General features: G+C 74.6%; 11 protein-coding genes and 1 pseudogene. 4 read left to right on the top strand and 8 right to left on the bottom strand.

Annotated elements, in window-relative coordinates; all coding sequences use genetic code 11:
- Positions 1 to 34: 34 nt before the first annotated feature.
- The gene (dapE, locus tag LG395_RS11590) at positions 35 to 1,114 is read right to left on the bottom strand and encodes a succinyl-diaminopimelate desuccinylase (protein WP_225809304.1); all 1,080 of its coding nucleotides are present in this window, start codon (positions 1,112 to 1,114) and stop codon (positions 35 to 37) included.
- Positions 1,115 to 1,219: 105 nt separating this feature from the next.
- Here dapE and LG395_RS11585 point away from each other — a divergent pair, with 105 nt between their 5' ends.
- Together LG395_RS11585 and LG395_RS11580 are read left to right on the top strand one after the other, a co-directional pair.
- On the top strand, positions 1,220 to 2,236 hold the full coding sequence (locus LG395_RS11585; protein WP_171153108.1) for a VldE C-terminal domain-containing protein: 1,017 nt from the start codon (positions 1,220 to 1,222) through the stop codon (positions 2,234 to 2,236).
- A gap of 286 nt (positions 2,237 to 2,522) precedes the next feature.
- The gene (locus tag LG395_RS11580) at positions 2,523 to 3,035 is read left to right on the top strand and encodes an ATP-binding protein (protein WP_225809303.1); all 513 of its coding nucleotides are present in this window, start codon (positions 2,523 to 2,525) and stop codon (positions 3,033 to 3,035) included.
- Positions 3,036 to 3,130: 95 nt separating this feature from the next.
- On the opposite strand, the gene LG395_RS11575 is transcribed toward LG395_RS11580, so the two are convergent.
- Positions 3,131 to 4,237 (bottom strand): bifunctional succinyldiaminopimelate transaminase/glutamate-prephenate aminotransferase, encoded by a 1,107-nt coding sequence (locus tag LG395_RS11575; protein WP_171153112.1) that lies wholly within the window; start codon positions 4,235 to 4,237, stop codon positions 3,131 to 3,133.
- 123 nt (positions 4,238 to 4,360) lie between these two features.
- Complete coding sequence (gene fdxA, locus LG395_RS11570; protein WP_014674796.1) at positions 4,361 to 4,681, bottom strand: ferredoxin; 321 nt, start codon at positions 4,679 to 4,681, stop codon at positions 4,361 to 4,363.
- 140 nt (positions 4,682 to 4,821) lie between these two features.
- On the opposite strand from fdxA, the pseudogene LG395_RS11565 reads away from it, so the two are divergent.
- Positions 4,822 to 5,817 (top strand): annotated as a pseudogene (locus tag LG395_RS11565) (GNAT family N-acetyltransferase); the annotation flags it as partial.
- A gap of 381 nt (positions 5,818 to 6,198) precedes the next feature.
- On the top strand, positions 6,199 to 7,065 hold the full coding sequence (locus LG395_RS11560; RefSeq protein WP_171153114.1) for a transglutaminase family protein: 867 nt from the start codon (positions 6,199 to 6,201) through the stop codon (positions 7,063 to 7,065).
- Between the two features lie 9 nt (positions 7,066 to 7,074).
- Here LG395_RS11560 and LG395_RS11555 read toward each other — a convergent pair whose 3' ends face one another.
- The 5 genes from LG395_RS11555 to LG395_RS11535 all read right to left on the bottom strand — a co-directional run bounded on the left by LG395_RS11555 (position 7,075) and on the right by LG395_RS11535 (position 13,105).
- A complete protein-coding gene (locus LG395_RS11555) occupies positions 7,075 to 7,689 on the bottom strand; it encodes a response regulator transcription factor (RefSeq protein ID WP_171153116.1) in 615 nt (204 codons plus the stop codon).
- Positions 7,686 to 8,879, bottom strand: a complete 1,194-nt coding sequence (locus LG395_RS11550; protein ID WP_225809302.1) for a sensor histidine kinase — start codon at positions 8,877 to 8,879, stop codon at positions 7,686 to 7,688. The genes LG395_RS11555 and LG395_RS11550 overlap by 4 nt, the downstream gene beginning before the upstream one ends.
- 5 nt (positions 8,880 to 8,884) lie before the next feature.
- Positions 8,885 to 9,625 (bottom strand): ABC transporter permease, encoded by a 741-nt coding sequence (locus LG395_RS11545; RefSeq protein ID WP_171153120.1) that lies wholly within the window; start codon positions 9,623 to 9,625, stop codon positions 8,885 to 8,887.
- Positions 9,622 to 10,551 carry an ABC transporter ATP-binding protein gene (locus tag LG395_RS11540; protein WP_171153122.1) on the bottom strand — a complete coding sequence of 310 codons (930 nt, stop codon included), beginning with the start codon at positions 10,549 to 10,551 and terminating at the stop codon, positions 9,622 to 9,624. Before LG395_RS11540 ends, LG395_RS11545 begins: the two co-directional genes overlap by 4 nt.
- 139 nt (positions 10,552 to 10,690) lie before the next feature.
- A complete protein-coding gene (locus LG395_RS11535) occupies positions 10,691 to 13,105 on the bottom strand; it encodes a hypothetical protein (RefSeq protein ID WP_225809301.1) in 2,415 nt (804 codons plus the stop codon).

Here is a 13,105-nt window from a genome sequence, read left to right as displayed (position 1 = left end):
CGTGTCCGGCGTGCGGTGGCGCGTCCCGGGCGGGTTACGCGGTGAGCCAGTTCCGCAGCCGTTCCTCGCCCGCGAGGATCTTCGCCGTCTCCACGCGCTCGTCCCGCTTGTGCGCCAGGTGCGGGTTGCCGGGGCCGTAGTTGACCGCGGGGATGCCGAGCGCGGAGAAGCGGGAGACGTCCGTCCAGCCGTACTTGGGCCGCGGGGTGCCGCCCACCGCCTCGATGAAGGCGGCGGCGGCCGGCTGGTTCAGGCCGGGCAGCGCGCCGGGGCTGTGGTCGTCCACCACGAACTCCTCCACGCCGCAGTCCGCGAAGACCTCGTGGACGTGCGCGACGGCCTCTTCCTCGGTGCGGTCGGGTGCGTACCGGAAGTTGACCGTGACCACGCACTCGTCCGGGATGACGTTCCCGGCCACTCCCCCGCTGATGCCCACCGCGTTCAGGCCCTCGCGGTACTCCAGCCCGTCGATCACCGGCCGGCGCGGCTCGTAGGAGGCCAGCCGGGCCAGGACGGGGGCCGCCGCGTGGATGGCGTTGGAGCCCATCCAGCCGCGCGCCGAGTGGGCCCGCTCGCCCTTCGTCCTCAGCAGCACCCGCAGCGTGCCCTGGCAGCCGCCCTCCACCTCGCCGTCGGAGGGCTCCAGCAGGACCGCGAAGTCGCCCGCCAGCCACTCCGGGTGGGCCTCGGCGACGTGCCTCAGGCCGTTGAGGTCGGCGGCGACCTCCTCGTTGTCGTAGAAGACGAAGGTCAGGTCGCGGTTGGGGGCCGGGACGGTGGCCGCGATGCGCAGCTGCACCGCCACGCCCGACTTCATGTCGCAGGTGCCGCAGCCCCACAGCACCCCGTCCGCGTCGAGCCGCGAGGGCACGTTGTCCGCGATCGGCACGGTGTCGATGTGCCCGGCGAGGATGACGCGCTCGGCGCGGCCCAGGTCCGTCCGGGCGATCACGTTGTTGCCGTAGCGGTCCACCGTCAGGTGCGGCAGGGCGCGCAGCGCGGCCTCGATGGCGTCCGCGAGCGGCTTCTCGGTGCCGCTGACGGAGGGGAAGTCCACGAGCCGCGCGGTGAGCGCGGCGGCGTCCAGCGTGAGGTCAAGCGAGGTGTCGGCCATGGTCACGACCCTAGCGCGCCGCCCGCCGGGGCCGGGGACGCGCGGGACGGCGCGGTCTCGCGGACCCCGCGTGAGGGGCCCGGGGGGCTCCAGTACCTTGTACGCGTGTCAGAGCCGTCCCCCACCCGTCCCAAGCGCCGCGGGCGCCTCTTCCGTTACGCCGCGGCCCTGTTGGTCCTGTGCGGTGTCGCCGCGTACCTCGTGGTGCAGTACGTCACCGGAGGCGGCGGTGCGCGCGGCTGCGAGGTGGTCTCGGCCTCGGGCGACGGGGAGTCGTACGAGTTCACGCCCGAGCAGGCGGCGAACGCGGCGACGATCGCCGCCGTCGGCACCGGGCGCGGGATGCCCGAGCGGGCCGTGACGATCGCGCTGGCGACCGCCATCCAGGAGTCGGGACTGCGCAACATCGAGCACGGCGACCGGGACTCGCTGGGCCTGTTCCAGCAGCGGCCCTCGCAGGGCTGGGGCACCGAGCGGCAGATCATGGACCCGGCCTACGCGGCGGGCATCTTCTACGCGCACCTGGCCAGGGTGCCGGACTACACCGGCCTGCCGCTGACGGTGGCCGCGCAGCGGGTGCAGCGCAGCGGCTACCCGGAGGCGTACGCCAAGCACGAGCAGGACGCCACCCTCCTGGCGGCGGCCCTGACCGGGCGGGCGGCGGCGACGCTGACCTGCGACGGGCGCCCGCGGCGCACGGCCTCGGCGACCGGCCCGGACGCGGTGCGGGCCGCGCTCGTACGGGACTTCGGGCGCGACGCGCTCCAGGAGACCGGCGCGGTGGTGGGCGGGACGCCCGTGCCGTCGCCCTCTCCGTCGCCGAGCGTGACCGCGACCGCGCGCGGGCGGACGGTGACGGTTCCGGTGCCGGAGGGGACGAGGACGGACGCCACCGGGCGCGGCGAGCGGGAGCGGGGCTGGCAGCTGGCGCAGTGGGCGGTCGCCAACTCCTCGGCGCTGCACATCGAGCGGGTGGCGTACGCGGGCCGGGTGTGGACCGCGGGGAGCGACAGCGACGAGTGGCGGACGGCCGGGCCGGACGGGGCCGGGGGCGCGGAGAGCTCCGCGGGGACGTCCGGGGAGACGTCCGTGGGCGCGGTGCGGATCGTGGCCGGACAGTAGTACGGGCGATCACTCGGGCGGGTGGTGCCGCGCCGGGGCGCACGACGGCTCGGGCGGGTGGCGCATCCGGCTCGGGAACCCTTGGCAACCAAGGGCGGGAAGGATTCTGCACGATTTCCGGCGAACGCTCTTTGCCCGTTTTTATCCACACCTGATAATGCGACGCGTTATCCATTCTTTACCGGAGGCGTCCGCAACCTTCGCGGGCTTCGAGCGGTAGTCACGGCGTCCGAGCCGGAGACGGGCCCGGACACAGACACCGTTCTCTCCCGTCGAATGGAGCATCATGTCCCTCCCCCTGACCCGCCGGATCGCCCGTGCCGCGCTGCTCGTCGCAGCGGGAGCGGCCGCCGGGGTCGGTGCGGCCGGCTCCGCCGGAGCGGCCACGAACCTGCCGGCGGCCACCCCGAACCTGGGCGGTCTGACCGCCCTGGACGGCGCGCACGTCGGCGACACCGTCGACAGTGCCGCGCAGAGCGTCACCACCGTCGCGGGCCACACGGGCGGCAAGGTGGTCGAGCAGGCGGTGCCGACCGCGGGCAAGACCGGCGGCGGTGCCGTGAAGAAGGCGACGCCGGCGGTGCAGAAGGCCGCGGGCGCCGCGGCCGGGACGGCGGGCGGTGTCCTGGGTGACGCGGCCTCCGGTGCGACGAGGGGCGGACTGCCGACGGACTCCCTCACCAAGGGCGGGCTGCCGACGTCGTCCCTGCCGACCGCGTCCCTGCCGACGTCCTCCCTGCCGACCTCGTCCCTGCCGACCTCGTCCCTGCCGGCCAAGGGCCTGCCGCTGGGCGGCTGAGCGCCGGGCTGCGAACGCCGACGGGGTCCGGGTCTCCTCTCCCGGGCCCCGTCCGCATGTGCGCCGGCAGGGCGCCGGCACGACAGACCGGTGGCCTAGCGTCTCCCGGCGGTCAGGCGGGCCACCGCCGCCCGTACGCGTTCGTCCGTCGCGGTGAAGGCCACGCGGACGTGGTTGCGGCCCGCCTCGCCGTAGAAGTCGCCCGGGGCCACCAGGATGCCCCGGTCGGCCAGGTGGGCGACCGTGGTCCAGCAGGACTCGTCGCGGGTGGCCCAGAGGTAGAGGCTCGCCTCGCTGTGTTCGATGCGGAAGCCGTCGGCGAGGAGCGCCTCCCGGAGGGCCGCGCGGCGGGCCGCGTAGCGCTCGCGCTGCTCGTGCACGTGGACGTCGTCGCCGAGCGCGGCCACGACCGCCGCCTGCGTCGGCGCGGAGGTCATCATGCCGCCGTGCTTGCGGATCTCCAGCAGCGGGCCCAGGACGGCCGGGTCGCCGGCGACGAAGGCCGCGCGGTAGCCCGCCAGGTTGGAGCGCTTGGAGAGGGAGTGGACGGCGACGATGCCGTCGTAGGAGCCGCCGTTGACGTCCGGGTGCAGGACCGAGACCGGGTCGGCCTCCCAGCCCAGCTCCAGGTAGCACTCGTCGGAGAAGACGAGCACGTCGTGGGCGCGGGCCCAGGCGACGATGTCCGTCAGCTCCTGCCGGGACAGGACCTTGCCCGTGGGGTTGGACGGCGAGTTCAGCCAGAGCAGCTTCAGGCCGGCCGGGTCCAGGTCGCGCGGGTCGTCGTAGACCTCGTACGCGGCGCGGGCCAGGCGCGCGCCGACCTCGTACGTGGGGTAGGCCAGGCGCGGGTAGGCGACCTTGTCGCCGGGGCCGAGGCCGAGCTGGGTCGGCAGCCAGGCCACCAGTTCCTTGGAGCCGACGACCGGCAGGACGTGCCGGTGGGTGATCCCCCTGGCGCCCAGGCGGCGCTCCAGCCAGCCGGTGATCGCGTCGCGCAGGGCGGGGGTGCCCCAGACGGTCGGGTAGCCCGGGGAGTCGGCCGCGTCGATCAGGGCCTTCTGGACCAGCTCGGGGACCGGGTCGACCGGGGTGCCGACGGAGAGGTCGACGATGCCGTCCGGATGGGCCGCGGCCGTCTTCTTGTACGGCTCCAGCTTGTCCCAGGGGAAGGTGGGAAGCCGGTCGGAGACTGCGGACACGGGAATCAGGCTCACTTTCGTACGGTGCGGCAAACGCCTCGGTCCCGTGCGGCGGTGATCAGGGTGATCGGGCCGTACGGGACCGAGGCGGCGCGTTATGACGGCCGCTTGGCGCTCAGACGGTCACTCGCCCTGCGGCGGCAGCGCGGCGACGAAGGGGTGGTCGCGCTCGATCAGCCCCAGCTTGCTGGCGCCGCCGGGCGAGCCGAGCTCGTCGAAGAACTCGACGTTCGCCTTGTAGTAGTCCTTCCACTCCTCGGGGACGTCGTCCTCGTAGAAGATCGCCTCGACCGGGCAGACCGGCTCACAGGCACCACAGTCGACGCATTCGTCCGGGTGGATGTACAAGGACCGCTGGCCCTCGTAGATGCAGTCGACCGGGCACTCCTCGATGCACGCCTTGTCCTTGACGTCGACACAAGGCTGCGCGATGACGTAGGTCACGCTGTCGTTCCTCCTCGATAGGGCGCTGGCGGGCCTCCTCAGGCTCCGCCGCCTGGCGCGCGGGAGCGCGGCGTCGTCGATGCCCGCCCCTAGTATCTCCGTTCCGGAGCAAGATCCGAACAGGAGGGGTGAACTGACCGGTGGAAATCTCGGCGAAAGGACGCCTGGAGGTCCGAATCACCCCCGCTGACGTGGGGAAACGGGTCTCTGTACGGCGGTTGGGCGAACCCGGCGACGGACCGGAGAAGTTCACTGACACGGTGGGTGTTCTCACATCATGGGACAGTGGCGTGCTCATGATCACACGCCGGGACGGCGAACGGGTCCGGATCCCGCAATCCGCGCTGGTCGCCGGGAAGGTCGTGCCCGCCGCCCCGGCGCGGCGCGGGGGGCCCGCCGCCACGTACCCGGAACTCGCGCGGATCTCCGCCCGGGCGTGGCGGCCGGTGGAGAGCGAGCGGCTGGGCGAGTGGGAGCTGCGGGCGGCCGGCGGGTTCACGCGGCGCGCCAACAGCGTGCTGCCGTCCGGGGACCCGGGGCTCCCGCTCGACGCGGCCCTGGCGGCCGTACGGCGCTGGTACGGCGAGCGTGGTCTGCCCGCGTACGTGCAGACGGCGACCGGCGCCGAGGGCACGCAGGAGATGCTGTGCGCGGAGCTGGAGCGGCGCGGCTGGGTGCGGGAGGTGACCGCCGAGCTGTGGACCGGGGCCCTGGCGCCGGTCGCGGACCGGGCCGGGGGCGCGGACGTGGTGCTGTCCCGCGCGGCGGACGAGGCGTGGCTCGCGCGGTACCGGCGCAAGGGGGTGGGCGAGGTGGCCCTGCGGGTGCTCGGTTCCGGCCCGTCGGTGTGGTTCGCCTCCGTGCCCGGCGCCGGGGAGGGAGAGCCTCCGGCGGCGATCGGCCGGTGTGTCGTGGACGGGCGGTGGGCCGGGTTCGCCGCCGTCGAGGTGGATCCCGGCCGGCGGCGGCAGGGGCTGGCCACCGAGGTCATGGCCGCGCTGGCCCGGCGCGCGCTGGAGGAGGGCGCCTCGGCGGCCTGGCTCCAGGTGGAGACGGACAACGACTCCGCCCGAGCCCTCTACCGCGCCCTCGGCTTCACCCCCCACCACGCCTACCACCACTACCGGGCCCCCGAGGAGCAGACCCCGCCGGAGCGGCCCCCCGCCTCCGCGGACCGGCTGTCGCCCCTGCCGCGGAACGCCCCCGGGACCGCATCTCCGGCCGAGGGCCCCTCGGAGGCCGGGTCCCCGGCCCGGGACGCCTCCGCGGCCGGGTCCCTGCCGCAGGAGGCTCCCGAGACCGGGTCCCGGCCGCAGGACACCCCCGCGACGCCGGGCCCGGGCGAGTGACGCGCCCGGTGGCCGCCCGCAGCGAGGTGACGTCGCCAGCCGTCCGGCCCGGCCGGGCGGCCATCGTGACGGCCGGACCCGGGCCCGTGGCCGGCCGGTGTCCCGGGCGTCGCGGGCGTCCCGGTCCGGGCGGCCGTAGAACTCGTCGTGGAAGGGCATGAGGCTGCCATGAGCCATCCGTATCTGCCGCCCCCGTATCCGCCCCCCGAGGACCGCTCCGCCGAGCTGCGGCGGCGCTTCGCCGAGGAGGCCCGGTCCGAGCGGCCGGACCTGTCGGCGCTGTGCCTGCTGATCGGCGCGGAGACGGACGGCTCGCTGGACGAGGCCGGCATGGACGCCGCGCAGGCGGAGCTCGACCGGCTGGCGGGCGAGCTGCCGTACCGGCCGGGCGGCCCGCGGGCGTGGGCGGAGGCGGTACGAGGGCTGCTCGGTACCCGCCACGGTTTCCACGGGACGCCGGGCGACTACCAGCGGCTGGAGTCCTCGCTGCTGCACGAGGTGCTGCGGCGGCGGCGCGGGCTGCCGATCCTGCTGTCGGTGGTGTGGCTGGAGGTCGCGCGCCGGGCGGGCGCCCCGGTGTACGGGGTCGCGCTGCCGGGGCACTTCGTGGTCGGGTTCGGGGCGGCGGCGGAGCGGGTGCTGGCCGATCCGTTCGACGGTGGCCGGCTGCTCACCGGGGCGGACGCGGAGCTGCTGGTCGTGGGTGCCACGGGCACGCCGCCGGACCCGGCGATGCTGGAACCGGCGCCGCCCCTGGAGGTCGTCCAGCGCATCCTGAACAACATCCGGGCGTGGGCGGCGGCCCGGCCGGAGCGGTCGGACGTCGCGCTGCGGGCCGTGGAACTGGCGCTGCTCATCCCCTCGCATCCGGCGCGGCTGCGCTACGAGCGCGGGCAACTCCTGGTACAGCGCGGCGAGTTCGTCGCGGGTGCCGAGGAACTGCAGCACTACGCCGACCTGATCGAGGTGGTGGACGAGTCCGCGGCCCGCAAGGTCCGGCAGGAGGCGCGCACGGCGAGGGCCAAGCTCAACTGAGCCGGCCGCTCAGAGCCATCCCTTGTCCCGGGCTATCCGTACGGCCTCCGCCCTGTTGCGCGCGGCCAGTTTCTGGATGGCGGTCGACAGGTAGTTGCGGACCGTGCCCTGGGACAGGTGGAGGGCCTGGGCGAGTTCGGCGTTGGTGGAGCCGTCGGCCGCCGCTCGGAGCACCTCGCGTTCGCGTTCGGTGAGCGGGTTGGCGCCCTCGGCGAGCGCGGCGGCGGCCAGGGTGGGGTCGATGACCCGCTCCCCGGCCAGCACCTTGCGGATCGCCTCGGCGAGCTGCGCGGCCGGGGCGTCCTTGACGAGGAAGGCGTCGGCGCCCGCCTCCATGGCGCTGCGCAGGTAGCCGGGGCGCCCGAAGGTGGTGAGGACGACCAGCTTGACCCGCGGATGCTCCCGGCGCACCCGGGCCGCGGCCTCGATGCCGGTGCAGCCGGGCATCTCGATGTCGAGCAGCGCGACGTCCACGCCGTGCGCGCCGACGGCCGCGAGCACCTCGTCACCGCGCGCCACCTGGGCGACGACCTCGATGTCGTCCTCCAGGCCGAGCAGGGCGGCCAGCGCCTCTCGGACCATCGACTGGTCCTCGGCGAGGAGGACCTTGATCATGCTCGTCATGCCCCGGATCCTATGTCCGCCCCGGCGGCCGTGGGCACGCGGGCGACGAGCCGGAACCCGTGCCTGACCCGCCCCGCCTCCAGGGTGCCGCCGGCTTTCTCCAGGCGTTCGGTCAGCCCGGTCAGCCCGTTGCCGGGCCCCTTGCCGGAGCCGCCGCTGCCGCTGTCCTCGACGCAGAGTTCGAGCACCGGTCCGTCCAGGGTCTGCCGGCGCAGCAGCCGTACGGCGCAGCGGTCGGCGCCGCTGTGCCGGACCACGTTGGTGACCGCCTCGCGCAGCGCCCAGGCCAGCGCGGACTCGGCCTCCTCGGCCACACCGGCGAGGTCGGGTTCGGCGGGCACCTCGGCGACGACCCCGGCGGCCGTCAGGGCGACCTGGGCGCCGGCGAGTTCGTCGGCGAGCCGGGGCCGCCGGTAGCCGGTGACGGCCTCCCGGACGTCCACCAGGGCCTGCCGGCTGACCTGCTCGATGTCGGCGACCTGCTGGGCCGCCTTGTCGGGGTGGCCGGGCAGCATCCGGCCGGCCAGCTCGCTCTTGAGCGTGATCAGTGACAGGGAGTGGCCGAGCAGGTCGTGCAGGTCGCGGGCGAGGCGGAGCCGTTCCTCGTTGGCGGCGAGCTGGGCGACGGTGGCCCGCGCCTTGCGCAACTCGATCGTGGTGCGCACCAGTTGTCCGACGCCGACCATCGCGAAACCGATGAGCCCCACGAGGAGCAGCAGGCCACGGGCCTCCTTCTCGTTCGAGTGCAGGCCCACCAGGTACATCAGCGCGGCCGTCGCCGGAATCGCCCAGTACGACGCCCGGACCGGCAGGGTGGCCCCGCAGGCCACCGACAGGTAGACGAACAGGCCCAGCCAGGCGCTGCCGAGGGTGTAGGCGAGGACGGGGGCCAGGACGGCCAGGACCGCGATGAGGCCGACGACGGTCCGGGGCGCGAAGGGCCGGCCCATGTTGCGGAAGACCAGCGCCAGGTAGGTCCCGACGAACGCGGCCAGGCCGAGGGAGCCGGCCAGGGTGGCGCGCGCGGTGTGGTCGCCGTTGACCAGGTCGTCGACCGGTGAGCTGAGGAAGACCAGCCACACGCCGATCCACAGCACCTTGGTCAGCACGTCCCGCCGGGTGCGGGGGCCCTGGCCCAGCCGCACCTGGTGTTCCGGCCGCTTCCCGCCGGTCAGGGGGTCTTCCGTCATCGCGCTCACGCCTTCAGCGTGTCCTTCCGGTACAGCCAGGCGGCGCCGCCCGCGAACAGGACGAAGTAGACGGCGAGGACGGCGATGTCCGCCGCGTGGGGCGCCTGGCTCTGCTCGATCGCCCGTCCCAGGGCAGCGTACGCGTGCGTGGGGAGCCACCTGGCGATGTCCTGGAGGGCCTGCGGGAAGGTCGTGGACGGCATCCACAGGCCGCCGAGGATCGACAGACCGAAGTAGACGATCATCGTGATCGGGCGGACCGCGTCCCCGGAGGCGAGGTAGCCGAGGGCGACGCCGAGCGCGGCGAAGACCAGGCTGCCGGCCCAGATGACCCCGGTGAGGGCGAGCCACTGCCAGGCGTCCAGGCGTACCTGCTTCACACCGGCGGCGACGGCGAACACGACGACGATGGCCGGCAGGCTCACCACGGCGGCGCTCGCGGTCTTGGCGAGGACGTAGCCGCGGCCCGGCAGCGGGGTCAGCCGCAGCTGCCGTACCCAGCCGCTCTCGCGTTCCTTGGCGATGCGCTCGCTGTTGCCCATCAGGACGGCGGTCAGGGCGCCGAAGGAGGCCATGGAGACCATCAGGTAGGTGGCGACGGTCAGGCCGCTGCCGTCGACCCGCTCGTTCGCACCGGCGCTGCTGGAGAAGATCAGGTAGATGATCGAGGGGTAGAGCACCGAGAAGAACAGGAATTTCCTGTTGCGCAGGGCGCGGGCCAGTTCGAGCTTGATGAGGGCGTTCACGACTGCTTGGCCTCCTCGGCCTCCGTGATGGCGACGAAGGCCTGCTCCAGACCGAGCCCGGCGACCTCGAGGTTGCGGGGGTAGACGCCGAGGCCGTAGAGGGCGTGCACGGTCGCGTCGGCGTCGGCGGACTGGATGCGCACGGTCTGGCCCGAGACGTCGATCGAGGTGAGGAACGGCAGCCCGCGCAGGGCGTCCTCGTCGATCTCGCCGGCCAGGTCGAAGGAGATCCGCCGCGCGCCCGCCCTGGCCTTGATCTCGGCGGCCGTGCCGTCGGCGAGGAGCCGGCCCCGGTGCAGCACCAGGACCCGGTCCGCGATGGCGTCGGCCTCCTCCAGGTAGTGGGTGGCGAAGAGGACCGTACGGCCCTGGTCGGCCTGTTCGCGCATGGTGGCCCAGAAGGCCTGGCGGGCGGCGACGTCCATGCCGGTGGTCGGCTCGTCCAGGAGGATCAGGTCGCTGTCGCCGGCGGTGGCGAGGGCGAAGCGGACCCGCTGCGCCTGGCCGCCGGAGAGCTTGTCCACCTTGCGGCCGGCGATCTGGGCGATGCCCGCGCGGGCCAGCACGTCGGAGACCGGGTACGGCCGCGGGTGCAGGGAGCAGGCCAGCTTCACCAGTTCGGCGACGGTGACCCCGTCCATCAGGCCGCCGCTCTGCAGCATCGCCCCGACCCGGCCGGCGACGATCGCCTCGCGCGGGCTGCCGCCGAACAGGCTCACCGTGCCGGTGTCGGCCTGCTTGAGCCCGAGCAGCAGGTCCAGGGTGGTGGACTTGCCGGCTCCGTTCGGGCCGAGGAGGGCGACGGTCTCGCCCGGGTACAGCCGGAGCGAGAGGCCGTCGACGGCCCGTACGCTCCCGTACGTCTTGGTCACCTGGTCGAACCCGACCACCGGGGTGGTGGTGGCCGGTGCCGCTGTCGTCGTCATGCGTCCATGCTGGCGGCGGCAGCCTCCGGGCGGGCAGTGCCGGGCGTCCTGAGTGCCGCATGACAGATGTCACGCGGACCGGGCCGTGGACACGCCGAGGGGCGCCCCCTCGGCGGGAGCGCCCCTGGAAACGGCCGGGTCAGTTCGGGTTGGTGTCGATGACCCCGACCCGCTCCGCCGCCGTCTTGCCCCGCAGGGCCTGGCGCAGCGCGCCGACCACGTCCTGCGGCAGCACACCGCGCTTCCCGGTCGCGGTCTGGATCTGTACGCCGTCGAAGGTGCTGCCGTACGCCTCCTTGAGCGCGCCCAGGTCGTACGTGTCCACGAGCTTGCCGTCGACGGCCTTGAAACCGAGGATCTTCGGCAGCGACAGCGGACCGAACCGGATGACGTGCGCCGCGTCGGTCTGCACCTTGACGATGCCGGACATCGCGGGCTTCGCGAAGTCGTTCATCACCCGGTCCACCTCGGCGTTGGACACCGTCGGCTGCTTGATGGTGGTCGGCACGGTGACCGGGGGCGTGCTGCCCGTCTCCACCAGCGTGCGGTACGCCTGCTCGACCGCCGTGGTCGAGCGGGCCGCGTCGATGGCCTTGCCCGCCTTGCCGTAGACCGCCACGGCCTTGCCGCCGGACTCGAACCTGATGGTGCCGTCCGTGGCCGAGCCCGAACCTCCGCCGGCCTGCTGGAGCGCGGCCTGGAGCTTCTCCTCGTCCACCGGCATGACCGGCTCGACCACGCGCTTCTGCCCGAAGAGGGAGCCGACGACGTGGACCGGGTTGTAGTCGCTCTTCGCGGCCCCGCTCACCGTGGCCTGGTAGTCGAACTGGAGACCGGCGTTCTCCGGCGTGAGGGTGACCGTCCTGCCGCCCACGGCCAGCTTCAGCGGCTTGTTGACCCGGCTGCCGAAGGCGTCGTCCAGCTTCTTGACGGCGTCGTCGCGGGTGCCGCCGCCGATGTCGACACCGAGCACGGTGGTGCCCTTGGGCACGTCGGTGTGGTTCATCAGCAGTCCGGCGCCGTAGGCGCCGCCCGCCACGACGAACACGCCGACGACCAGCAGCATCAGCTTGCTGCGGCCCTTCTTCTTCGGCTTGCCCGCCGCCTTGGGCGCGGGGGCCGGCTCCGGCTTGGGCGCCGTGGGCGCCGCCGGGCCGCCGGGCTGGGTGCCGAACGGGGGCTTGCCGGTGTCCGGGACGACCGGGATGCCGCTGGTGACGGTGTGTCCGGAGACGTTGTCGGCGGACGGGGAGCGGTATCCGGGCGTGCCCGGCCCGGGGGCCGGCTTCTGCGGGGTGAGGATCGCGGTGTCGTCGCTGAGCCCGCCACCGGGACCGCGGCCGGCCGGGCCGCCGGGGGTGACCCCGGGAGCACCCGGTCCGCCGGGCCTGCCGGCACCGTTGAAGCCGCCGGGGCCGCCCGCGGCGCCGGGCGCGTCGAGGCCGGCGAGGGCGCTGCGCGCGGGCGAGGTGCCCTGGCCGCCGAAGCCGGCGCCCGCAGGCCCGTCGAAGGGCTCGCCCGGCCCCATGCCGGCGCCGCCGACGGCCGGCGGGACGAGGGTGCCGTCGCCGGTCACCGGGCCGCTGGTGGGGCCGGCCGGACCGCCCTGGGGACCGCCGGGGCCGCCGTGGCCTCCGGGTCCGTCGAAGCCGTCGTGGGCGCCCGCCCCGGCGGCGCCGCCGAAGCCGTCCTGGCCGCCGGCGCCCGCGGCACCGCCGCCGAAGCCGTCGTGCCCGCCGGCGCCCGTGCCGAAGTCGTCCTGGGCGCCGTTCTCCGAGAAGTACGGCAGGTCGTCACGGCGGGCGTCGTCGGAGCCGGTGGAGGAGCCGGGGCGGGAGCCGCCGAGGGGACCGGCGGTCAGGGCCTCGGTCACGTCGAAGGAGCCGGTGCCGCCGCCGTGCCCCGGGGCGACCGGGCCACCGGTGGCGCCGGGCAGCCCCTTGCCGTTCGTACCGCCGGTGCGGGGTCCGCCCGGCACGCTCATGGAGCCGACCACCCCGCCGGGACGCCCGCCGCCAGGGCGTGCGCCGGTGGTACCGGCCGCACCCGAAGCACCCGGACCACTCGAACGGGTGCCCGGCACGCCGGAGGGGGCGGTGGTGGCGGCGGAACCGCCGGACGTCCCGGCACCGTTCGCGCCACCGCCGCCCGGACCGCCCTTGGGCGCACCCGACTTGCGCGGCGCGAACCAGTCGCTGGTCTTCTCCTCCGCCTGGGCGGCGGGCTCGGCCGGGGCCTCGGCGGCGCCGGCGGAGGGACCGTCGGCCACGGGCCGCGGCTCGGCGGCCGGTGCCTCCTCCCCGGTGCCCTCGCCGTCCCCGACGGGCTTGCGCATGACGACCGGCGGGATGGGCCGGGACCCGGGGATGTTGATCCGGATCCGGGTCGTCAGCGTGGTCTCGGTCTTCTTCTCCTCGGGCCGCGTGCCCGAACGGCCCGCGCCCGTACCGTCGTCGGAAGCCATGGGGGTCCCGTACGGCGGCGTGCCGGAGGGGTATGCGGCTCCGCCGCGCCCGTTGGGCCCGGAGGACGGAGTGTCAGTTTCACGACTCAA

It is taken from the genome of Streptomyces spinosus (assembly GCF_020400655.1).
Taxonomy (GTDB): domain Bacteria; phylum Actinomycetota; class Actinomycetes; order Streptomycetales; family Streptomycetaceae; genus Streptomyces; species Streptomyces argyrophylli.
The sequence above is the reverse complement of the archived record's forward strand: the minus strand, read 5'-3'. Positions and strand labels throughout refer to the sequence as shown.